General features: G+C 50.6%; 22 protein-coding genes. 16 read left to right on the plus strand and 6 right to left on the minus strand.

The window, feature by feature from the left end:
- Positions 1-65 precede the first annotated feature (65 nt).
- From aat to infA, 3 genes are read left to right on the plus strand one after another with little or no spacing between them, the layout of a single operon-like run.
- Complete coding sequence (aat, locus tag NOC_RS13815) at positions 66-788, plus strand: leucyl/phenylalanyl-tRNA--protein transferase (RefSeq protein WP_004269125.1); 723 nt, start codon at positions 66-68, stop codon at positions 786-788.
- A complete protein-coding gene (locus NOC_RS13820) occupies positions 785-1,501 on the plus strand; it encodes an arginyltransferase (RefSeq protein ID WP_004269114.1) in 717 nt (238 codons plus the stop codon). Before aat ends, NOC_RS13820 begins: the two co-directional genes overlap by 4 nt.
- Positions 1,502-1,554: 53 nt before the next feature.
- Positions 1,555-1,773 carry a translation initiation factor IF-1 gene (gene infA / locus NOC_RS13825; RefSeq protein WP_004269147.1) on the plus strand — a complete coding sequence of 73 codons (219 nt, stop codon included), beginning with the start codon at positions 1,555-1,557 and terminating at the stop codon, positions 1,771-1,773.
- Positions 1,774-1,898: 125 nt separating this feature from the next.
- On the opposite strand, the gene NOC_RS13830 is transcribed toward infA, so the two are convergent.
- On the minus strand, positions 1,899-2,408 hold the full coding sequence (locus NOC_RS13830; protein ID WP_004164034.1) for a disulfide bond formation protein B: 510 nt from the start codon (positions 2,406-2,408) through the stop codon (positions 1,899-1,901).
- 111 nt (positions 2,409-2,519) lie between these two features.
- Here NOC_RS13830 and NOC_RS13835 point away from each other — a divergent pair, with 111 nt between their 5' ends.
- Complete coding sequence (locus NOC_RS13835) at positions 2,520-3,047, plus strand: zinc ribbon-containing protein (RefSeq protein ID WP_004269201.1); 528 nt, start codon at positions 2,520-2,522, stop codon at positions 3,045-3,047.
- Positions 3,048-3,096: 49 nt separating this feature from the next.
- Here the strand turns inward: NOC_RS13835 and NOC_RS13840 are convergent, their stop codons facing one another.
- The gene (locus NOC_RS13840) at positions 3,097-4,428 is read right to left on the minus strand and encodes a porin (RefSeq protein WP_011331013.1); all 1,332 of its coding nucleotides are present in this window, start codon (positions 4,426-4,428) and stop codon (positions 3,097-3,099) included.
- A 758-nt stretch (positions 4,429-5,186) separates the two neighbouring features.
- Between NOC_RS13840 and NOC_RS17560 the strand changes: the two genes are divergently transcribed.
- Positions 5,187-5,363, plus strand: a complete 177-nt coding sequence (locus NOC_RS17560; protein ID WP_155814717.1) for a hypothetical protein — start codon at positions 5,187-5,189, stop codon at positions 5,361-5,363.
- Positions 5,364-5,535: 172 nt separating this feature from the next.
- Here the strand turns inward: NOC_RS17560 and tadA are convergent, their stop codons facing one another.
- Entirely contained in the window at positions 5,536-6,003 is a 468-nt protein-coding gene (gene tadA / locus NOC_RS13850) for a tRNA adenosine(34) deaminase TadA (protein ID WP_002814349.1), read from the minus strand.
- Positions 6,004-6,482: 479 nt separating this feature from the next.
- Here tadA and NOC_RS13855 point away from each other — a divergent pair, with 479 nt between their 5' ends.
- The 8 genes from NOC_RS13855 to NOC_RS13890 all read left to right on the plus strand — a co-directional run bounded on the left by NOC_RS13855 (position 6,483) and on the right by NOC_RS13890 (position 15,616).
- Positions 6,483-7,385: a PLP-dependent cysteine synthase family protein gene (locus NOC_RS13855; RefSeq protein ID WP_002814356.1), complete on the plus strand. Its 903-nt coding sequence runs from the start codon at positions 6,483-6,485 to the stop codon at positions 7,383-7,385.
- A gap of 112 nt (positions 7,386-7,497) precedes the next feature.
- On the plus strand, positions 7,498-8,982 hold the full coding sequence (locus NOC_RS13860) for an aldehyde dehydrogenase family protein (protein WP_002814365.1): 1,485 nt from the start codon (positions 7,498-7,500) through the stop codon (positions 8,980-8,982).
- Positions 8,983-8,990: 8 nt separating this feature from the next.
- The gene (locus NOC_RS13865) at positions 8,991-10,031 is read left to right on the plus strand and encodes a threonine aldolase family protein (RefSeq protein ID WP_002814362.1); all 1,041 of its coding nucleotides are present in this window, start codon (positions 8,991-8,993) and stop codon (positions 10,029-10,031) included.
- Complete coding sequence (gene argE, locus NOC_RS13870; RefSeq protein ID WP_002814353.1) at positions 10,031-11,170, plus strand: acetylornithine deacetylase; 1,140 nt, start codon at positions 10,031-10,033, stop codon at positions 11,168-11,170. The genes NOC_RS13865 and argE overlap by 1 nt, the downstream gene beginning before the upstream one ends.
- A 90-nt stretch (positions 11,171-11,260) precedes the next feature.
- Entirely contained in the window at positions 11,261-12,574 is a 1,314-nt protein-coding gene (locus tag NOC_RS13875; RefSeq protein WP_011331015.1) for a M24 family metallopeptidase, read from the plus strand.
- Between the two features lie 435 nt (positions 12,575-13,009).
- A complete protein-coding gene (locus NOC_RS13880; protein WP_011331016.1) occupies positions 13,010-13,219 on the plus strand; it encodes a cold-shock protein in 210 nt (69 codons plus the stop codon).
- An 82-nt stretch (positions 13,220-13,301) separates the two neighbouring features.
- Entirely contained in the window at positions 13,302-13,577 is a 276-nt protein-coding gene (locus NOC_RS13885; protein ID WP_002813630.1) for an RNA recognition motif domain-containing protein, read from the plus strand.
- A gap of 536 nt (positions 13,578-14,113) precedes the next feature.
- Positions 14,114-15,616 (plus strand): DEAD/DEAH box helicase, encoded by a 1,503-nt coding sequence (locus NOC_RS13890; RefSeq protein WP_011331017.1) that lies wholly within the window; start codon positions 14,114-14,116, stop codon positions 15,614-15,616.
- A gap of 83 nt (positions 15,617-15,699) precedes the next feature.
- On the opposite strand, the gene NOC_RS13895 is transcribed toward NOC_RS13890, so the two are convergent.
- A complete protein-coding gene (locus tag NOC_RS13895) occupies positions 15,700-16,821 on the minus strand; it encodes a multicopper oxidase domain-containing protein (protein ID WP_002813432.1) in 1,122 nt (373 codons plus the stop codon).
- Between the two features lie 176 nt (positions 16,822-16,997).
- Between NOC_RS13895 and hldE the strand changes: the two genes are divergently transcribed.
- Genes hldE through waaA form a run of 3 tightly spaced genes read left to right on the plus strand, consistent with a single transcriptional unit; the run spans position 16,998 to position 20,700 of the window.
- On the plus strand, positions 16,998-18,419 hold the full coding sequence (hldE, locus tag NOC_RS13900) for a bifunctional D-glycero-beta-D-manno-heptose-7-phosphate kinase/D-glycero-beta-D-manno-heptose 1-phosphate adenylyltransferase HldE (RefSeq protein WP_036497983.1): 1,422 nt from the start codon (positions 16,998-17,000) through the stop codon (positions 18,417-18,419).
- 12 nt (positions 18,420-18,431) lie between these two features.
- Positions 18,432-19,385 (plus strand): ADP-glyceromanno-heptose 6-epimerase, encoded by a 954-nt coding sequence (gene rfaD, locus NOC_RS13905; RefSeq protein WP_002813008.1) that lies wholly within the window; start codon positions 18,432-18,434, stop codon positions 19,383-19,385.
- 34 nt (positions 19,386-19,419) lie between these two features.
- Entirely contained in the window at positions 19,420-20,700 is a 1,281-nt protein-coding gene (gene waaA / locus NOC_RS13910) for a lipid IV(A) 3-deoxy-D-manno-octulosonic acid transferase (RefSeq protein ID WP_002813058.1), read from the plus strand.
- A 9-nt stretch (positions 20,701-20,709) separates the two neighbouring features.
- On the opposite strand, the gene NOC_RS13915 is transcribed toward waaA, so the two are convergent.
- Both NOC_RS13915 and NOC_RS13920 read right to left on the minus strand, forming a co-directional pair.
- Positions 20,710-22,062, minus strand: a complete 1,353-nt coding sequence (locus NOC_RS13915; RefSeq protein WP_011331018.1) for a TolC family outer membrane protein — start codon at positions 22,060-22,062, stop codon at positions 20,710-20,712.
- 64 nt (positions 22,063-22,126) lie between these two features.
- Positions 22,127-22,765, minus strand: a complete 639-nt coding sequence (locus tag NOC_RS13920; RefSeq protein WP_002814307.1) for a protein-L-isoaspartate O-methyltransferase family protein — start codon at positions 22,763-22,765, stop codon at positions 22,127-22,129.
- Between the last annotated feature and the right edge of the window lie 50 nt (positions 22,766-22,815).

Here is a 22,815-nt window from a genome sequence, read left to right on the forward strand (position 1 = left end):
TAAACATCCATGTTTAATTCAAATGCTTTTTTTCTCATCTCACTACGATATTTGGATTAGCCCCCATGGAGGAATTTCATTGTATTGACTCTAATAGGCTAGCCAACGCATTCCCCCACCCTAGGCTAGCGCTGGCCGAACCAAACGGGCTGCTAGCTGTTGGCGGCGATCTTTCACCAGAACGGCTTATAATGGCCTATAGACAGGGTATCTTTCCCTGGTACAACCAGGGACAACCTATCCTCTGGTGGTCGCCTGATCCTCGCCTGATTTTATTCCCACAACAGCTGCATATTTCCCGAAGTTTACACAAACGGCTACGCAGGGGAATCTATCAGGTCACGTTAGATCTAGACTTTCCCGGGGTAATTCAAGCCTGCGCTAGTCCCCGCCAGGATGGCGAGGGAACCTGGATCACTTCTGAAATGAAAAGCGCCTATAATCGTCTCCACGAAATGGGAATAGCACATTCGGTAGAAACTTGGGAAGACAAGGAGCTAATTGGAGGACTCTATGGGGTCAGCATAGGCCGTATCTTTTTCGGCGAATCTATGTTCAGCAAGCGCCCCGACGCCTCTAAAATAGCATTCGTCTACCTCTGCCGCCAACTCCAGCGGTGGGGCTTTCCCCTCATTGATTGTCAAATCCAATCTGAACACCTGCAACGCCTGGGTGCCCAAACCCTTCCCCGGAACAAGTTTCTCCACTGGCTTCATGAATTCTCTAATAGCCCCTCGCTCAAAAGGCCATGGCACTTCGACCCGGACCTTTTAAAGAATTCCTTATGACCTCCTACTGGAATTTTGACTTCTACCTTTCCCCCCCCCAGCCTTGCAGCTACCTGCCGGACCAAACTGCTACCAACCTTTTTGCCGATCCGGAAGCTGCTATGGATATTGCCCGCTATAGCACCCTAGTGCGCCTTGGATTCCGCCGCAGTGGCCGCCTTGTGTACCGGCCCCGCTGCCTCCATTGTTCCGCCTGCCAACCAGCGCGGATTCCGGTGGCTCAATTTCGGCCTAACCGGAGCCAGCGACGGGCCTGGAAATTTAACCAAGATTTAAGCGCTTGCTACCGACCTGTGGAATTTCGTGCCGAGCACTTTGACCTTTTCCGCCGCTATCTGGGTACCCGTCACCCTCAAGGCGGCATGGACGATTCAACGCCCGAGGATTATCTTAACTTTATCGCCAGTGGCTGGAATGAGACTTCTCTAATTGAGTTTCGCGACGGCAAGGAACAGCTACTTGCCGTCGCAGCTGTAGATGCCCTCACCGATGGGCTGTCAGCGGTTTATAGCTTTTTCGACCCAAACGCAAAAAAACGCAGTTTAGGGACTTATATTATCCTGTGGGAAATCGGTGAAGCCAAAGCGCTTAACCTTCCCTATGTCTACCTGGGATACTGGATTAAAAACAGCCATAAAATGAGCTATAAATCTGCTTTTCATCCATTAGAAGTCTATCAAGACAAAAAGTGGAGCATTCTTAAGGAAACATGATAAAATCCGAGCGCTAACAATTTTACCCATTAACAGGAGATCATTGAAACTGCATGGCAAAAGAAGACAGCATCGAAATGGAAGGAACAGTGGTAGATACCCTGCCCAATACCATGTTTCGGGTAGAATTGGAAAACGGTCATGTCATTACCGCCCACATTTCTGGAAAAATGCGCAAGCACTACATTCGTATCCTGACCGGGGATAAAGTAACTGTCCAATTAACCCCCTATGATCTCAGTAAAGGCCGAATTGTCTATCGCGCCCGCTAGCCTTACCTTTCTTCCCTCCCCTTTTTGGTCCTTTTATAACTTTATACTTCGGAGTGGTTACTGCGCGCTCTAGGCAATTGGCCCGAGTGGAGCAGTTACCACCATCCTACACTGTCCTTACCATTTTAGGTCAATTTCCCTGCGCCGCCGCCTGTCCGTCCCATTTGCCATAGACTTATTACCCCTAAAAACAGAAAAGCTACCAACGTCCATCCGGGGATGGTCAACCCTAAAAAACTCCATTGAACTTCGGCACACTCTCCAGAACCGCGGAATACTAATTCCAGAGTCTCGGTCAAAGGGAAATTGTCTAGCATAAAATTTAGCCCAGGACCGCAAGCAGGCACCTGATCGGCTGGAAGACTCTGCAACCACACATGACGCCCCGTTATGCCTATCCCGATTAGGGTCACTACAAATCCCAATAAGGCATATACTTTTATTCCCCAGCTTTTAGGATTATGAAGCGCAGCTACTAAAAACACCCCCCCGATAGCCAATACCGCCACGCGGGATAAGATGCAGAGCGGGCAAGGCTCCAAGTTCTCGACAAATTGAAAATAGCCCGCTATCGCTAGCATTAAAGCGCACAGAAAAAAACCTAAAAAGAAAACCCAACGGACTGAAAGCCTCATAAAACATGCTCCTCAAAACAAAAATAAATATTCCAGAGAGAAACTTTTGCTATTATCCCTAATAAAGAAGGCTAATCACTCATAGTATTTTAGAAAAAAAGGAAAGCCAAGATGGATACACAGGACAAAGACGCTAGACTTGCCCGCGCTTACCATAAAATGGTGAGCCGGGTACGCTCCCTCGTAGGCGAGGAAGAAAGCAAAGACGAACCTGAGGTCTCCAAAGGTATCGAAGCCGCCAAGCAAAAAGCCGTTGAAACGGGCGAGCTGAGCCAGGAAGAAGCGGATCGGCTAGGAGAGTACCTCCGCCGCGATCTGGAAGACGCGGCAAGGTACTTGAGTGATACTGGGAAGGCCCTGAGCGACTGGCTCATGCTGGATCTTGAACTCATTGAAGAGCAACTGCTGGACGCCTTTTCCCAAGTCGCGGATAAAACCCGCTTTGAGTTGGCCCTCTGGGCAGAACAGGCCCGCCATGCCCAAGATTACCAGACAGGAGAGATTATTGGTATAGGGACTTTTGCATGCCTACATTGCGGCGAGCGGCTCCATTTTCACCAGGCCAGTCCCCTGCCGCCCTGCCCTAAGTGCCACCATACCCTCTTCCAGCGCCTCAAGCGAAGCGAAGAGCGCAGCTAAAAAAGGGGCGCCATAGCGGCGCCCTTTTTTAGCTGCAAGGATTATTTACTTACCAGAAGAAGTAACCACCAACACCCACTACATTAGCCTTTTGTTCCTGGCCGCCGTGCCACTCATTCTCCACCCGGGAGTATTCCGCTACCAACTTCAAGTTGGCGTTAACGTCGTGGTAAATACCTACCACATAGGAATTTTGTTCCTCAAGCCGGGCTCCACCAGCGCCTACGCAGGAACCGCCGCCAGTGCGGCAGCTTCTGTCATTGGAAGTCTCATCCGCTTCCGAACGGCCATAGCTCGCCGCCACCTTAGTATGACCCAGGATAGTGTAGCCTCCCTGAACCAACCAACCCTTATTATCCCGTTTCTGTCCCGTGGCATCCAGGGAATCCGCATCCATGAGGAAGGAAGTGCCCAGACCCTCGCCATCGTAGTAGGAGCCATTGACCTCAAACCCCATGAACTGGACCTGGGTACCCGCAGTCCAGCCCCAAACACTAAAATCGTCATCCCCGAAGCCGCCGCCTACACTTTGGCGTTTAACGTTCTGGTACATTCCAGAGCCCCAAACCTGGTAGCTGCCGTTATTGAAGGTGCCAGCATAACTGATCTCGCCCTCGCCCCGGGGGGAGTTAGTCTCGGTGGCACAATTCGCACCGCTTGCAAAGACAGCTCCTTCACCACAGACCTTGGAAGGGTCCACAGCCGCTAGGGAGACCTTAAAACCCATCATATCGGGGCTGGTCCAGCGAACCTGGGAGTTAAAGTTAGGATAAAGATAACCATAACCAATCCGTCCCAAGGTAAAACCGCCCCCATGGACACTGCCGGTGGCACCCACACCAAACAGGGTCTGGTCAGTGAGGATATTCTTGCCCATGAACAGGGATAAGGTCCGACCCAAAAGCACTTGACCGAAAGCCCCGTCCACGGTAAAGAAGGCTTCCCGGAATTCAAGATTGCCGCCAAAATCAGAGGTGGAATCACTTCTTACCTTACCGATACCCGAATCACCAAACCCACCATTTACACCCAAATCGCTGTTCTTGGTATTGGCATTGTTGGTCTGACCAGCAAAACTGACCCGCCCCCCTATGTCCAACCCATTCCAGGTGGGAGCCTTCACATTGAAGCTGAACAGAGCCGGCATCAGCCCGGTACGAAAACGGCTGGACTTCTCGTCCGCAAAATTCATATTACCGCCCACCACTCCACCAGGCCGTGCATCCGGATCGGTCCAGACATAGAATTGGTTGATATTACCGTCAAAGCTGACTTCCCAACCGTTCTCTCCCCCTACCACGACGACAGCCCCCGCCGGCAGCGAAAGTCCCATGGCGGCGGCCGCAGCTACCGCAAGTTTGGTTTTTTTGAAATTATTCATAAATACCCCTTTGTTAACTATACAGAAACTGATGATTATTCGATGCCCCAAACCCCAAGGTTTAAGGCGTTTGTGGCATTTTAACCACTTTACCGGCCATTGCAAGGTTTTTTGCAACAATATTATCAGACATCCCTGTTCACTTGCCCTTACCTACCGACAGGACAAATTTTTTATTTAATTTTTCTTTACCTCAATAGCTTGTTTCAATAGTTAAATAATCTTCTTTAAGTTTTATACCATTGGGAGCATTTGATCAACATGCAATTACACTAAGTTATATTTGATAAATTTTGCTATCTTAAAGAATCTATTTGTATGATTTTTACAACAAACCCATATCCCCTTTCAGAGATAAAGGTAAGCCCATGCTAAATTCGACTAGAAAGGGCTTGCGGAGCGTTTCCTGTCTCCCGTTTCACCCATGCCAGGGACGCTTCAAAATTTTCACCGAGGCACTTAAGTTAGCAGGTAAGCTATACTAAATATATATAGTATTTTCATTTAGTTAGACTCATCCTTTTAGGAGTTTAAAACAGATTTTAGGCCATGCTAGTGGAGTGAGGATGCGGGAAATGACTAAGCCAAGGCTCGATATAATATTTCTTTAGTTTGCGCTTGGTTTTTTTACAGAAAGTGATTGGCCTTTGAGCAGGCCATATCAAGGGAGTTAAGCGCAGATGAATAAGGAGGCAGATAAAGGGGTTGAGCGCTGCTTTGTTTAAAATGAAATCATAATCCCCCTGGCTGTTATTATTATGCATGGGGGCACTATCCAGGACCACTTACTAGCCCGGTCTCAATTGCGGGGGCAAGAGATTCTCCAAGAAAGAGAGAAACACGGACCCGCTCTAAGCACCCCCAAAGCACACGGCCCTGAGCAGTTATTGGAACAAGGCCCCCCACGGGTGCTGATATGGCTGCCCTCTGGATGACGCTGAAATGCTACCCCACACTCCTAGCATCTCTATTAATAGCGGGCACATAACACTTCCCCGCAAGCCAGCAGGCAGGGCGCATCTAAAAAGACACGTGCTCGCCGGGAATATCGAGCAGTGTGCGCCGTGCGCAAAAAAGGGTTCATTCTGCCAGGATTTTAGTACAAAATTACCGCCGAGCCCGGAAAAAGGCGGATAGAATCGCCCCACAGGACTCTGCCAGAACTCCCCCTTGGCACTCAACTTGGTGGTTAAGCCGCTCGCCAGGAAGAATATTCAGCGCACTACCCGCTGCCCCTCCCTTCGGATCAAAAGCGCCGAATACCACCCGTTGAATTCTTGCCTGGATGATGGCGCCGGCACACATGGCGCAGGGCTCTAGCGTTACATAGAGGGTTGTCCCCACTAACCGGTAATTACCAAGCTTCTGGCTAGCTGCGCGAATGGCCTGGATTTCGGCATGGGCTGTGGGATCATGACTATTAATAGGACAATTCCAACCCTTACCTACCATTTCACCTTCCTGCACCACTACTGCCCCTACCGGGACTTCTCCCGCCTCTTCAGCATATCGGGCAAGGGCCAGGGCATGGTGCATCCATGGAATATCTTTCTCCCCAGGAGGGCTACTAATCATATCTCCACAAGAATCACAACTACTCGCTTGTTAATAAGCTCAAAATCCGATACCGGGGCAAGCTTCCTGGGGAAGAAAACACAGCTGCCACTGCCAATAACGGTTCCTTGGTTGCGATAAACTTTTTTCTACTTTCGATCTACCCATAACAAAAGTTTACAATGAGATACAAATAAAACTTACGCTGGCTACTACGATTTTTTATCTCGCTGCAAAATCTGTTAGTTTCCCTAGAGCACTATCGCAAATAAAACAATTGTTGCAAATTTTCAAGTTCGCCCCGGTCAATCGAAATACGCCGGAAGATACCTTGGAAGCTGGCTTTACCGACCATGGAGCAGTATTAAATCTGCTGACAGAAAATATATGAGACCTCTATCCGCTACCCTAGATGCACCGTTTTCGGTAGGCCATGAAAAACAAATAGCTTATCCTGAATAAAAAATCCTGCAATTGTCCACCGAACCGAGGCCATTAATATGACCATCAACCACACAATTCTGGACGCCATTGGCAAAACACCTTTGCTAGATATGGGAGACGGCATTCTTGCCAAATGCGAATTTCTGAATCCTTCTGGCTCCATTAAGGCGCGGATAGCTAAATATATGATTGAAAAAGCGGAAATGGAAGGTTTGCTGAGGCCCGGCGATACCATCGTCGAAGCCACCAGCGGCAACACGGGGAACGCCATGAGCATGGTCGCAGCTATCAAAGGCTACCGCATGATAGTAGTCATGCCGGCTGGCTATACTTCCGAGAGAGTCAAAATTTCCCGCGGCCTGGGCGCCGAAATAAAATTCGTCGGCCATTTTCAGGTCAATGACGCCCTACGCGCAGCCCAGGAACTTGGCGCCCAGGAAGGTTATTATTGTCCTCGGCAATTCGATAATGAATGGAATGTGGATGAAAACCGGGACTGGCTCGGCCAGGAGATCATTGCCCAGATCCCGGAAACCATGCGGATCGATGCTATCGTCCAGGGCGTTGGTACCGGCGGCACCCTGATCGGCGTTTCCCAAGCCTTGCGCCAATGGCACAACGACCAACTCAAAGTTTACGCTATGGAGCCCAAGGAATCCCGCACCCTTGAATGTTGCATTGTAGCTGATCACCAGATTGAAGGCATTTCCGATGGTTTTGTTCCGACCATCTATCAGCGCCATCGGAGCGAAATCGATGAAATCGTCTCTGTGGAAAGTGAGACGGCGATTGAAGTCTCCAAGGAACTTGCGCGGAAACGGGGCCTCTTTGTTGGTCCAAGTTCCGGGGCTAATGTTTGGGCGGCCCAGGAGATCAGGCGCCGCAATCCTGAAATCAAAACCGTCCTCACGTTCCTCTGCGACAAAGCTGAAAAATATCTGTCTCTCATGTATAGCTAGCAGCTAAACTCTCTACTAAGGGAGGAAGCGTCACCGCAAAGGGAGCATGCCAGTCCCGTTGATAAAAAAACGGAACAATGCGAATTAACCCGAATTTAAGGAGCTCTACTCTATGAGCCAGTCATCCCCATTGCCCCTCACCCACAAAGCGCAGGTAGAGGTACGCCAAACGCGCTTGCTGATTGATGGCAAATTTTGCGACAGCCTCAGCGGTAAGACCTTTGCCACCATCGATCCCGCTACTGAAGAAGTCATTGCCCAGGTGGCGGAGGGCGATGCGGAAGATATTGACCTGGCGGTTCAAGCAGCCCGCAAAGCTTTCGATAGCGGCCCCTGGCATCGGATGGACGCACGGGAACGGGGCCGCCGAATGTTGAAGTGGGCCGATTTGATTGAAGCTCATATGGAAGAGCTAGCTAAACTTGAAGTCTTGGACAATGGGAAACCCATCAACGAGGCCCTAGGCTACGATATTCCCAGCGCCGCGGCTACGCTTCGTTATTTTGCCGGCTGGGCGGATAAAATCCATGGTAAAACCATTCCTATTTCCGGGCCTTTCTTCACTTATACGCGCCGGGAGCCGGTGGGGGTTTGCGGGCTCATCATTCCCTGGAATTTTCCTCTGGCAATGGCGGCTTGGAAGTTAGGCCCTGCCCTAGCCACCGGCTGCACCGCTATTCTAAAGCCGGCGGAACAAACTCCCCTGACGGCCCTTCGTGCCGGTGAGTTGGCCCTGGAGGCAGGTATTCCCCCGGGAGTCCTCAATATCGTGCCCGGTTTTGGCCCTACGGCGGGCGCAGCCCTGGTACAGCACCCTCTGGTTGAGAAAATCGCCTTCACGGGAGAATATAAAACCGCCCAAACGATTAAGCAGGCCACAGTCAACAGCATGAAACGCCTGTCCTTTGAGCTGGGAGGTAAAAGCCCTAACATCATCTTTAATGATGCTAATCTCGAAGAAGCTATTACGGGTTCCTTTGGGGCTATTTTTCTAAATCAAGGACAAAATTGTTGTGCGGGTAGCCGCGCCTTTGTACAAAACAATATTTATGATGAATTCGTGGAGCAATTTGCCGAGAAGGCAGCCAAGCGTAAACTGGGCGATCCCTTCGATCCCGCTACCGAGCATGGAGCCCAGATCGACAAGGCCCAGTTCGATAAAATCATGCACTATATCGCCCTTGGCAAGGAGCAAGGCGCGGAATGTGTCACCGGCGGCGAGCGGGCCTTTGAGCGAGGTTATTTTATCCAACCCACCATCTTCAAGGAAGTCAATGAAAATATGGCCATCGCAACGGACGAGATTTTTGGGCCAGTGGCTAGTGTGCTACGCTTCAAGAACATTAATGAGGTCATTGAAAAAGCCAATAACACCCCGTTTGGCCTCGCGGCGGCCGTATGGACCCAAGATATCGACAAAGCCAACGCGGTAGCCGCAGGGGTAAAAGCGGGAACCGTCTGGGTCAACTGCTACAATATTGTCGATCCAGCGGCGCCTTTTGGCGGCTTTAAACTATCCGGGCTCGGCCGGGAACTAGGCGAACAAGCCCTGGATGCCTACACGGAAACCAAAACGGTCACTGTATTGCGGAGGTAAGTCTGGGGATGGGAGAACGGCATTTTATCAGCGACAACGCAGCCGGTATACACCCAGAAGTCATCGCCATGCTGGAAAGGGCTAGCCGCGGCCACGCCATTGCTTATGGCAACGATTCCTTAACGCAGCAGGCTCTCCAGCTATTCAAACAGCACTTCGGGGCACAGACTGAGACATTTTTTGTACTGACTGGCACCGCCGCCAACGTCATTGCCCTGCAAAGCGTCCTATCTTCCTTCGAGGCTGTTATTTGTGCCGACTGTGCCCACCTCCACCGGGACGAATGCGGAGCGCCGGAAAAATTCCTGGGATCAAAGCTGCTAATCGCCCAAACTCAGCAAGGCAAGCTAAGCGTAGCAACTGTAGCGCCACTATTGCGCGACACGGCTATGGTCCATCGCGTCCAGCCGAAAGTCCTTTCCATTACCCAATGCACGGAATGGGGGACTATCTATACTCCTGCAGAGATCAAAACCCTGGCGGATTTCTGCCATGAGCAAGGGTTGCTGCTACACATGGATGGGGCTCGGTTAAGTAACGCCGCTGCCCGACTCAATTTAAGCCTAAAAGAGATGACCGCAGATGTGGGCGTGGATGTACTTTCCTTTGGTGGCACCAAAAATGGGCTGCTAGCAGCTGAAGCGATTGTTTTCTTCGATCCCCAGTTGGCGAAAAAAACCGGCTTCTACCGTAAACAAAGCATGCAACTAGCCTCCAAAATGCGTTTTATCTCAGCTCAATTTTTAGCTCTATTAATCAACGATCTCTGGTGGAAAAATGCGCAGCACGCCAATGAAATGGCGGCTTTACTGGAACGAGAACTCAAGAATATCCCGCAGGTGGAACTTGTCGTCCCCGTAGAAACCAACGGGATATTTGCCCGAATACCTCCCTCTTGGGTACCCTGTTTACAACAACATTATGCCTTTGCGGTCTGGGACTCGGCTAGCACGGTAGTGCGCTGGATGACCTCATTTGATACCACGGCGGAGGAAGTGCAAGATTTTGCGCAAAAGATCCGAAACATGAACGAGGATAACGCCCCCTAATGGAAAATGACGAGGCTCCTTATCTCCATATCTTGGAAAAACTGATTAGATTTCCTACCATTTCAAGGGAAACTAATCTGCCCCTCATCGACTATAGCGAAGATTTTCTCAACAGCCGGGGTTTTCAAACCCAGCGTTTTTATAATAAGCAAAGAAATAAGGCAAACCTCATGGCCAGGATTGGACCCGACAAGAAGGGCGGCCTGATGCTAGCCGGCCATACCGATGTGGTCCCGGTAGACCAGCAAGCCTGGACCAACGATCCATTCCGGCTAATTAAAAAGAATGGTTGTCTGTATGGCAGGGGAACCTCCGATATGAAAGGGTTTCTGGCTTTGGCGCTGGAGGTGGCGGCCTCTATCGAGAGCCATCGTCTGCGATACCCCCTCTATCTCTGTTTTACTTACGATGAGGAAATCGGTTGCGGGGGTGCTAAAGCGCTTATCGGGTATTTAAAAACCCTGTCTCCCCCGCCCCGCTTTGTTTTAATCGGTGAACCCACCGATATGGAACTGGTCACAGCACACAAAAGCATTCAAATCACCACCACCCATATCAGAGGAAAACCGGCCCATTCAAGCTGCCCTCAGTTAGGCGCCAGCGCCATTGTGTTTGCCTCTAAACTAATTGCCGCCCTAGAGGAAATTCTGCCCCCAGAAGAGAACAGAGACTTCAATCCCCCAGCAGCCACCTTCAATGTGGGCACCATCCAGGGCGGAACTGCTATCAATATCATTCCGGAGCATTGTCAATTCGATTGGGAATGCCGTACCCTGCCTTCCCAAAATCCAGCTCAACTCAACGAGGCATGGGAACATCTGATCTGCTCCCTAAGAAAACAAATACCTGGAATTGAGGTAGAAAACCATATTAAAACTGCTGTTCCTGGGCTTAAATCCGAATCCAATCGGGAAATCGCCACTTGGCTGAAGGGATTTCTGGAAGAGGGGAAAATTGGCACCGCCCCTTTCATGACAGAAGCGGGGCTATATCAGCAAGCTGGGCTTCCCACCGTGGTTTGCGGCCCGGGCAGTATTCAGGAAGCCCACCAACCTGACGAAAACATTAGCATTCATAGCATGGAAAATTACCGTATTTTTCTTTATAAAATAGTTGGAAGCCTGATGGAACAAGAGTAAAGGGCCAAAGAACCCGCCCCATTTGGAGGGAAAAAGAAACTAACTAAATCGTTTTCAAACCAGGAATCAAAAGGGAGGGTGAAACAAGAAATGAGATTTTTCACAGACGAAGAGTTCGAAGAAAGGGTCCATCAGGTTCGAGAAAAAATGGCGGAGCAAAAGCTCGATGCCATCATCATTACTAACCCGGAAAATATTTATTATCTCACCGGCCTGAGTCATCAAGGCTATTTCGCCTATACTTCTTTAGTATTGTCCCTCGATAAGGAACCCGCCCTCATCATCCGAGCGATGGAGAAAGCCATCGTCGAGGATATGGTGGTACCTACCGTAAAATGCTACCTCTACTCAGACGGTGTCCCCCCGCTGCCCAAACCCAAACATCGGGACAAAGACCTCACTTTAAGTACCCCCATGGAAGGTCCGGAAACTGGCGGATTACACCCTTGGTCCATGAGCTTGGGAATCTCCATCCAAAGCGATCATAACGATGAAGTGGAACTCAAGGACTATTCGGCACCCGTAAAAACCACCTGCCAAGCTCTCCAGGAGCTAGGACTCGCCTCCGCTCACATAGCCTTCGAAAAAAGCAGCGCTTTTTTGCCTTACAAAATCGCGGAAGCCTTTGTGAATAAAATGTCTGACGTGAAATGGTCCGACGCGGAGGATCTGGTTACCGAGTGCCGAATTGTTCAATCGTCAACCGAGCTAGAATGCACCCGGAAGGCGGCAGAAATTTCCGATGCCATGATGATGTCAGGGATTGCCATGGCCGGTCCTGGCGTTTCTAGCCGTAATGTGATGGGGGCTATCTATCAAACCATGATTCTGCGTGGTGGCGCCTACCCCGCTTTCGTACCCCTGGTACGGTCCACGCGCACACTAGCCCATGAACATGGAACCTGGGACGAATGGGACGCTGATATACTCCAGAAGGAGGATCTTTTATTTTTGGAAATGGCCGGCTGTTATTGGCGTTATCATGCACCGATTGGACGTTTGGCGCATATTGGGCAGATCTCACCAAAAACGGAAAAAGCCTATGAGACATGTTTAGCCGCGTTATATAGCGCGGCGGACGCTCTAAAACCCGGCGTTACCGCTGATTCCGTCTATAAAGCCTGGCAGCGGTGCGTAGATAAAGCGGGGTTGTCCCATTACCGCCGCCATCACTGCGGCTATATCGTCGGTATTGGGTTTCCCCCGAGTTGGTCAGGTTCCGGCGTTCCCAAGGGACTGCGCGAAGGCTCCACCATGGTTATTCAAAAAGGGATGGTCTTCCATCTGATGTCCTGGCTTTTGCGGACGGGAGAAGGAGACGCCTTCTTCTCTGATACGGTAGTCGTCACGGATAAGGGGGGCGAGTTTTTAACCAAGGCCCCACGGGAGCTAAATGCGCGTTAGATTATCATACTTTTAAGCGGATAAATTATTGATTTTCTTTTCTTTGCTAAGTCAAGAATTACCAGTAAACCAAGCAAAAATTTTCCAAACGATCCATCACTATTGTTAGATGAAACGGATATTTGACCCCTTGACCTTCAAGCCCATGAAGAAAAACTCCCTCCTAAGCAGCTTATCACCCACCACTTCTACCGCCAGCAATGCAATGAATATATTGATCTGCTTCTATTTAAGCTTGTAATTCTCCTTCCAGTCTCCTATGATACGAAATGCTAGAGTATTAAGGATCGCGTCTTCGGTTAGTGTAGAATTTTTTGTTCTTCCTTCCAAATGCATTTCTGCTCCAACTCGTTCGCTCCCCGATACTCAAGTTCCATCCGCTGACGTTTTTATTTAAGATGTCAGAGAGTTATATTATTTTTTTGAGAGCTTTCTATGTCAGAACAACAGACAGGAACCGTGAAGTGGTTCAATGATTCAAAGGGTTATGGGTTTATACAACGGGAGGGGGGCAGCGATCTGTTTGTGCACTACCGTTCTATCACTGGCAGCGGCCACAGAACCCTCAAGGAAGGTCAACAGGTCAGTTTTATTGAAGTACAGGGCCAGAAAGGCCCTCAAGCTGATGATGTTACTATTTTATAACGGATAATATTCCTTTGAGAAGAGGCCGACTCTAGATAGGAGTCGGCCTCTTCGTTCTTTCTACTTTTCCTAGAGAGGCTCAATGATCACACTTTTTATACGTGGTTTGCCAACAAGTACAACCGAGGAGAGTCTTACCGCTTTATTCGCTGACTACGGTACCGTGCGCTCTTTGACCTTACATAAAGATTTATTTACCGGTCAGGCGCGTGGCACCGCTCTAATCAACATGGAAGGCCATGAAGGTCGTGCTGCTATCGCCGCATTGGACGGTTCGCAGCTCCAAGGCCGAACCATCTATGTGAATCAGACCAAAGAGGAAAAACGCCGCGGCCGCGGCGGCAGACGCCGCCGCTAATTGGCTATTTAGTTTCTGAACACCCTAAACGACGCTCTCCAGTAACATCAAGTGCGAGGGCGCAATCATTCATAGTTTCATCGGTAAAGACTTGATATTACTATCTTATTGCTAGCAGGACGGTCTTTCTGCAGTAGGCGGAAAAACAATGCGCGTGGCAAGGGTCTTGTACGTTACAGCCCCAAAGCCCGAATCACCTTAGTGACGCGTGAATTTGTCGGACGGATGAGGTTTTGTAGACGCAAAATTGAAACCGGTCACAGTAACGAGAAACGCTAGAAAGCATACCGCCCCCATCCATGAAGCCTAGTATCAGAAATAAAAACACGCCTCTTGTGCGTGCTTTTACTTGATCGTATTCCCGAACGTAGACAGATGGAGCGAGAAAATCCAAGACTATGGAGGCACAAGCCACCACCTTGGATAGCATCAAGGCGTGAATTACTGGGCTGGAAAAATTTTGAATGGAAAAGTCATAATTAGCCGCAATGAAACTTCAATTATCGATTATTTAAATTAGCAGGATTTTTAATTGCATGACATCTTCTACAGAACTCCTATCTTTTGACAGTTTTGCCATCAGCGCCCCTGTTCTGCAAGCCATCAAACAGGTAGGATACGAAACGCCTACCCTCATTCAGGCAAGAGCTATTCCTCATCTTTTAGCAGGGCATGACCTGGTGGGGCAGGCCCAAACAGGCACTGGCAAAACAGCAGCTTTTGCCATTCCCACCTTAGAACGGTTGGAATTATCACAGAAAGAGCCGCAAGTGCTGGTACTCGTCCCAACACGGGAACTCGCTATTCAGGTAGCGGAAGCCTTTCAAAGTTACGCCCGCTATCTGGAGGATTTTCATGTCCTTCCTATCTACGGCGGCCAATCCATGGGCAACCAGTTACGCCAACTTAAACGAGGCGCCCACGTCATCGTGGGCACCCCAGGCAGGATCATGGATCATCTGCGGCGCAAAAGTCTGATCCTAACTAAATTAACAACGGTGATCCTAGACGAAGCCGACGAGATGCTAAAAATGGGGTTTATCGAGGACGTAGAGTGGATTTTAAAGCAAGTGCCCACAAAACGGCAGGTTGCCCTCTTTTCCGCTACCATGCCCACTTCCGTGCGTAATATCGCAAGCCGTCATCTACAAGCGCCCCAGGATATTAAAATCAAGGGAGAAACTGCTTCTCTTCCGGCCATCAATCAACGCTATTGGCTAGTCTCTGGTTTGCATAAACTAGATGCACTCACCCGCATGCTGGAGGCTGAGGAATATGATGCCACGATTATTTTTGTCCGGACTAAAATAGCAACGGAAGAGCTGGCGAAAAAACTAATGGCGCGGGGCTATGCGGCAGCGGCGCTAAATGGAGATATCCCCCAGTCCTCACGGGAAAAAGTTGTCGATCAGCTCAAAAAAAATACCATTGACATCATTGTCGCCACCGATGTGGCTGCCCGTGGACTGGATGTCAAGCGCATCGGCCATGTGGTCAATTACGATATTCCCTACGATACGGGAACCTACATCCACCGTATTGGCCGCACTGGCCGCGCGGGCCGCACGGGTACCGCCACTTTGTTTGTTGCGCCCCGCGAGCGGCGGATGTTGAGTGCTATCAAAAGGGCGACGGGGCAACCTCTCTATGAAATGCAGCTACCTAGCCACCAACAGGTCATAGACCGGCGTATCGAACGATTTAAGCAGCAGGTTATGAACACCTTAGAAAAGGAGAATCTCGTTGCTTTCCGCCATTTAATCCAGCAATGGGCTCAACAAGAAGATCTCTCCCCGTTAGATATCGCCGCCGCATTGACTTATTCCATGCAGCGGGAACGCCCTCTGGTGGGCCCTCCACGCTCTGAGCCGGTAACTCATGGCGCTCCCCCCCCCCGCAAGGTGGCTAAGCATAAATCCAGGAAAGTGGCGCCTGCGGAGACAACGAAAAGAAAAAAACCCTATAAAAAGGCAATAAAAAAGCAAAAAGATTTTCGTAGTCTTTATCTTAATAATAGCCATCCTCCTTCCACACCGTAGCGCCAAAAGAGAGCGACGCCATGGATCTGTTTTGCTCAGGTCCATGGCAAAAGAAAACCTAGGCGCTAATCAGGGGTTACTCTTCAAGGTAAAATTTGGAAGGTGGTGCTCATCCCCCCCTCGATATGATCCGCGACATGGCAGTGATATAACCACTCCCCACTATTATCCGCCTCCATATCAGCCGTTATCATGGAGGCGGGCAATAATTCCAGCACATCCGTCCGCCGCGCTACGTGGGGGGCGCCCACGGAGACGGTTTCTCCATGCCAATGGGGAGTATGGAGATCCACTTCATTGCCCATTCCAAGCACATGCCAGCGCACCCGTTCACCCTGTTTGGCCACCAACCCCCGCAGGTTGCCAAAAAAGTACCCATTGATACCATGCATGAGCCCAGCTTCCTCCCCCTCCAGCTTGTCGAAGATAAAAAAAGCTGTTATAAACTCCCGATCCACATCCTTTGGGCTCCCATTGGCATTAGCCATGCCGTAACGGGTAATAATGATGGGCCCAAGCAGGCCAGCATTGGTATCGGCTGGCGTATCAACATGGGAATGGTACCACCATACCTTGGAGGACGGATCCCCGCCTCCAGGCCCGCTGCCTTCATCTGTAATCCAAGTGTAATCAAAGCATTCGCCGGGAGGGATGCGGGCTCCGGCGCCTGGCAGCGTATCGGTTGAATTTGCGCCAAAATACGGCGACCCTTCGTTATCTTTCGTATACCGCAACCCATGGGGATGCATGCTATAGGTGCCGGTTGCCGTCTGGTTGCAAAAATGCACCTTGAGGATATCCCCTACCTCCGCTCGGATGATCGGCCCCAAAATACCCAACCACTCAGGTTGAGGCTTAGGGATGGTAAATGTTTCATCCGTGTACTCTATATAGCGAACTGAGGGGAAAATATGGCTACTCGTCCAGGGCTCCGGCAAGGAACAGGGGGTTTGCCGATCCGAGCAATGGATGAGATCCTGATTAGTGGGTGCAAAATCCCAGCTCCTCTCCTCCGCTGCAATGTAGTAATGCCTGACGGCGCCTTCTCCGGAAGCAGGCGCGGCTGGATTCCCGCTAGCGAAAGGTGAGAACTGGCCCCAACCGCTCCACTGCCCCAACCAGGCATTATTCCCACTAACAGGCAACGATACCAGAAGCAGCAAACCCGATAATAAAAACTCTCCCTGCTTGATACGAAATACCACGCAACCCCCTAATTATAATAATTGTAAATGATTCGCATTAATTTTATTGAATACATTATCCTATTGCAAATGGAATTTGCCGCCAATAAGTGGGCAGTAATAATTTAGCAAGCTTGAGATTTAGCCGGTACCCCCTCTATGGTAATATGAGCCAATTTTTAGCAACCCTCCCTGGCATGACCCACGGCTTACCTCACTTTACTAGCGCTCAAGTGCTAGTCATCGGCGATGTAATACTGGATCGCTACTGGCACGGTACTACTTCGCGCATTTCACCGGAAGCTCCCGTGCCCGTAGTACAGGTAACGGGGCGGGAAGATCGGCCTGGTGGAGCAGGCAATGTTGCAGTCAATGTCGCGGCGCTCGGAGCGGAGGTGACGCTGCTAGGATTGATCGGCGCTGATGAGGCCGCGGCTGCGCTACGGTCCTTACTGGCTCACCGGGGAGTCCACTGTTGCTTGGAAGGGCTGCCTAATATTGCCACCCTTACCAAGCTGCGTGTCATCAGCCGCCACCAACAATTGATTCGACTAGATTTTGAAGATGACTTTATTCCTGCCCACGGCGAGGCACTGCTCCCTGCCTATAGCACCGCTTTGAGGGGTAAATCGGTCGTGATCCTTTCCGATTACGGCAAAGGCACACTTCAAGAACCGCAACGGCTCATCGCTCTTGGCCGGGAAGTCGGAGTGCCAATCCTAATTGACCCCAAAGGCGCTGATTTTTCCCACTACCACGGTGCCACTATCATCACCCCCAACCTAGCTGAATTTGAAATGGTAGTAGGGCCCTGCCCTGATGAAGCGTCCCTGGTTTGGAAAGGGGAGCAATTACGACAACAACTCGCACTTAAAGCGCTGCTCATTACCCGCGGTGAACAGGGCATGACCTTGCTGGAGCAAGGACACTCCCCTGTTCATCTGCCCACCGAGGCACGAGAGGTCTTCGATGTGACCGGGGCTGGAGACACCGTAATCTCTGTCCTGGGCGCCGCGCTAGCTGCCGGCGGTACCTTCAAGGAAGCTACCCTCCTTGCCAATCAAGCAGCAGGGATCGTCGTGGGTAAACTGGGTACGGCCAGCGTCACCCGTGATGAACTTCAACAGGCGCTGCATCCTAGGGCGATCCGCCGGGGAATCACTAGTGAGGAAGAACTGCTGCATTTTATTAACCTAGCTCGCAGCCGTGGGGAATGTATTGTAATGACCAATGGCTGTTTTGATATTCTTCATCCCGGCCATGTAAACTATTTAGCCGAAGCGCGCCAATTGGGAGATCGCCTGATTGTGGCTGTCAATGATGATGCCTCAGTTCAACGTCTCAAGGGTAAAAATCGACCCATCAATTCTCTGGCTCAACGCCTGACAGTTTTGGCAGCGCTCCATGACGTGGACTGGGTAGTCCCTTTCTCGGAGGATACCCCAGCACGGCTTATTGAGCGAGTTCTACCGGATATTTTGGTGAAAGGCGGTGATTACACCCCCGAACAAATAGCCGGGGCCAATGCCGTGGTTGCTAATGGCGGAAAAATCATTATCCTCACCTATCAACAGGGTTGTTCCACCAGCCAAATCATTGATATTATTCGTAAAAATTAGGGGGACACTTTTTTGATTATTGTCACGGGCGGTGCCGGCTTTATTGGCAGCAATATTATCAAGGCGCTCAATCAAGGGGGGCGCGAAGACATTCTAGTAGTCGATGACCTGACTCAGGGAGAAAAATTCAGCAATTTAATTGATTGCGAAATCTGGGATTATTGGGATAAACAGCCATTTTTACAGGCAATAAAGGCTGGCGAGGAATTTCCCCATCCTGTAGATGCCTTTATACATCAGGGTGCTTGCAGTGCCACCACCGAATGGAACGGGCGCTATATGATGGAAAACAACTTCTACTACTCAAAGCGCCTTTTACACTATTGCTTAGAGCGCCGCATTCCCTTCCTGTATGCCTCTAGCGCGGCGGTTTATGGCTGTGGCCTCACTTTTCAAGAGCACCGCGAATTCGAGGCTCCGCGCAACGTCTATGGATATTCCAAATGGCTATTCGATCAATATGTCCGGCGTTATCTACCCACGGCCTCCAGTCAAATAGTCGGCCTACGTTACTTCAATATATATGGCCCCAGGGAAGCCCACAAGGGTGCTATGGCCAGCGTTGCTTACCATGCTCATTGCCAACTCAAAGAAACAGGCCGAATCAAGCTGTTTGAAGGCTGTGATGGTTACGAACATGGCGAGCAGCGGCGTGATTTTGTCTCCGTGGCCGATGCAGCGGCGGTCAACCTTTGGTTTCTGGAACATCCCAACCAATCCGGGATTTTTAATGTGGGCACGGGCCAGGCCCAAACCTTCAATGAGGTGGCTCAAGCCGTACTCGCTTTTCATGGGCACGGTGAAATTGAGTATATCCCTTTCCCTGACCACTTGCGGGGACGTTATCAGAGTTTTACCCAGGCCGATATCCATGCTCTGCGGGAAGCAGGCTATGCCGAACCTTTCGCCCTAGTTGAAAAAGGGGTGAAAACTTACTTGGACTGGCTAGGCAAAAATCAAGATTAACCTACTTCTAATCAGAAAGACCCTTCTGCGTGCCATGCCAGCTTCAGCTTTGCGGACCCTCTACAGCCTATTGTTTTATTTGTTCACCCCCCTGGTGATAATTCGCCTCCTGTGGCGAGGTTATCGCACCCCAGCCTATCTTCACCGCTGGGGAGAACGGTTCGGTTTGGCTCCCTTCCTGGCTGGGAAAGCAGTTATCTGGGTACATGCGGTATCGGTGGGAGAAGTCCAAGCTAGTGTGCCCTTAGTGCGGGCCTTATTGGACCGTTATCCCGATCATACGCTGCTGCTGACGACCCTCACTCCCACGGGCTCGGCCCAGGTCCAAAGGCAACTGGGAGCACAGGTGGCGCACTGCTATTTGCCCTACGATTTGCCTGATGCCATCGCCCGCTTCCTGCAACGGGTTCAGCCCCAGTTTGGCGTTATTCTGGAAACAGAACTTTGGCCCAACCTGCTGCATCAATGCCAATGCCGCAAGATCCCGATTATTTTGGCCAACGCCCGTCTCTCGGAACGCTCGGCGTTGGGCTATTGCCGTTTAGGCATGCTTACCCGTGACATGCTTTCTAAGCTTACTTTTATTGCCGCCCAGGGAAAAGCTGATGCTAACCGCTTTATCGCCCTTGGGGCTCCCCCTGAGCGGGTCCAGGTGACTGGTAATCTCAAATTTGAACTCAAACTTCCCTCCCACCTGCCCACCCAGGGAATGATATTAAGGCGCCAATGGGGTGAGCAGCGTCCCCTATGGATTGCTGCCAGTACCCATGAAGGGGAAGAAGAGCAGGTTTTGGCTGCCTTTAAGCAGGTACAGAAACGCTATCCGACTGCCCTGCTGGTACTCGTACCGCGCCATTCGCAGCGCTTCAACCGTGTTCATCATTTGTGCCAACGGCAAGGTTTTATCACCCAGCGTCGGAGTGAGCAGCAGGCTTGCGCGCCTGCTACCGAAATTTTCATCGGGGACAGTATGGGCGAACTTCCCTTATTCTTTGCGGCTTCAGATGTGGCTTTTCTCGGAGGCAGCCTTGTTCCTGTAGGCGGACACAACCCTTTGGAACCCGCTGCCCTAAAACGGCCTGTTATTCTAGGTCCCCATATATTTAATTTTATGGGAATCAGTCACCAACTGCTGGAAGCGGGCGCGGCAACCCAGATACAAACAATTCAGGATTTAACCCAAGCAGTACTGCGCTATCTGGACGATCCCCAACTGCGCACCAAAGCGGGCAAGGCGGGGCAGCAGGTGATTGCCCAAAATCAAGGCGCATCAAGCAAAATAATACAGCAGATTACTATCCTTTTAAGCGGCTAATCTAGGGCGTTATTCCTGTAACAACTGATTGATTTCCTCCAGATCTCGCAACGTAATAATGCCCGCCCCTTGCTTCAGGCGCAAGGTATCGAGCAGGTGTTCATAACGAGACTGGGCATGATCCCGAAGGGCACGGAACAAGTCGCGCCGTACGTTGAGCACATCTACAGTAGTGCGGGTCCCCACGTCAAAACCTGCTTCGGTTGCTTCAAGAGAGCTTTGATTGGAGACAATAGCCTGCTGCAGAGCCTTGACCTGACTAGCTTCAGACACAACGCCCAAATAAGCCTCGCGGGTCTGGCGGAAAACCTGCCGCCGAGCCTGCTCTAGCTGCTCCAGAGCTTGTTTTAGCTGGTGCTGAGCTTCCCGGGTGCGGGACACTACGGCCCCACCCTGGAGGAGGGGCAAATTAAATTGCAACCCAATGACGTCCATATCGTTTTGGAACCCCCCAAAACGTCCTCCCCCCGTCACATTGGTGGATTTAGAACCCACCACCTCCAGCGTAGGATAATGGCCGGATTTCTGCCGTTGTATTTCTTGGCGGGCATTATCCACCGCCGCCGCCGAGGCATCAATTTGGGGGTTTTGCTGCAGCGCGGTCTCGGCCCATCGATCGATATTCATGGGATCTGGTTTCAGCAAGGGAGTATTGTCTTTCAGATCGGCCAGATCTCGAACGTATTGCCCTGTCACCTCTCGTAATTGCTCATAACTATTGGAAAGGGCGTTTTCAGCAGCGATTACCTGCGCAACCGCCAAATCATAAGCAGCCTGGGCCTCATTGACATCCACAATCGTATTCATCCCCACTTCGAAGCGCTGCTTGGTCTGCTCCAACTGCTTGGCAATGGCCTCTTTTTCCGCTTGGGCAAAGGAAAGTCCTGTTTGAGCCGTAAGCACGCCAAAATAACGCTCAGACGCCCGAACCAATAACCCTTGCTCCTCAGCTACCAAATTTGCCCGGGCCTGGGCAATAGTAGCGTCCGCCTGCTTGAGGAGAACAAAATTTTCCCGCTGGTATATCGGTTGGGCTAAGTTCAGACTATAACCATAATTAATAAATGACCCCTTAAAACCAGGAATGGTAAAGCCAGTATCTGGATCTACCCGTTGCTGGAGCAAGGTGAGATTCTGAGTAGTCCAGTTAAAATTGGAGGAAATATCGACCGTTGGAAAAAATAACGCCCTGGCTTGAGGCTTGGCTTCTAATGCGGCCTGCACTGCTGCCACCTGAGCCCACAGTTGGGGATCGTTCCCCCGCGCCAAGCGATAAACTTCCAGCAGGTCAGAAGCTTGGACAGGCCAAGAGGCAACGAAACCAAAGATAATTAGAAAAAAGCCGTTTTTTACGAAAGCCACGGCTTACTCTTTAACTATACGATACATAAAATACTTAATTCCCTGAATCCGAGACTTCCAGTGGCTAAAATACAAATTTTGGCTTGGATTCGCTATTAAGCAATAGTGGTATGACCGTCTCAAACAACCCCTCCCGGGACCACTCTTGCTCACCTACGCGGGTAATGAGTACTGCTTCCATCGCCGGCGCCCGGCCTAGAATTGCAAACAAACGTCCACCCGGTTTGAGTGTTTCCAGAAAAGCACGAGGCAAATCAGGAAGAGCGCCCGTGATCGCAATGGCATCGAAAGGCCCCCCCTTAGACCAGCCACGGGCCGCATCCCCTACCTCCAGAGAAATATTTGCCAGCAGCTGTTCAGGAAAGCGCCGTAATTCAGGAAAAATATCGACACTAATTACATGGCCAGCCAAACCGGCCATAACTGTTGTTAGATAACCAGTCCCGGTTCCTATCTCCAAAACGGATTCTGACTCCTTCAGATCCAAAGCTTGGAGTAAACGGCCCTCGATGATGGGTGGTAACATCACTTGTCCTTGCCCAAGGGGTATTTGAACATCCGCGTAAGCCAACTTCCTAAATGCTGGCGGAACAAAATCTTCCCGAAGTACGGCGGCAAGCCGATCCAATACCCGCTGATCGAGTACTTCCCATGGGCGGATCTGCTGTTCCACCATATTAACGCGAGCTTGCTCCAGGTTCATCGGCACTTCACCTTAATCACTGTAGGACGCTTAAGGGTAAGGACTTTTTT

Source organism: Nitrosococcus oceani ATCC 19707, assembly GCF_000012805.1.
Classification (GTDB): Bacteria; Pseudomonadota; Gammaproteobacteria; order Nitrosococcales; family Nitrosococcaceae; genus Nitrosococcus; species Nitrosococcus oceani.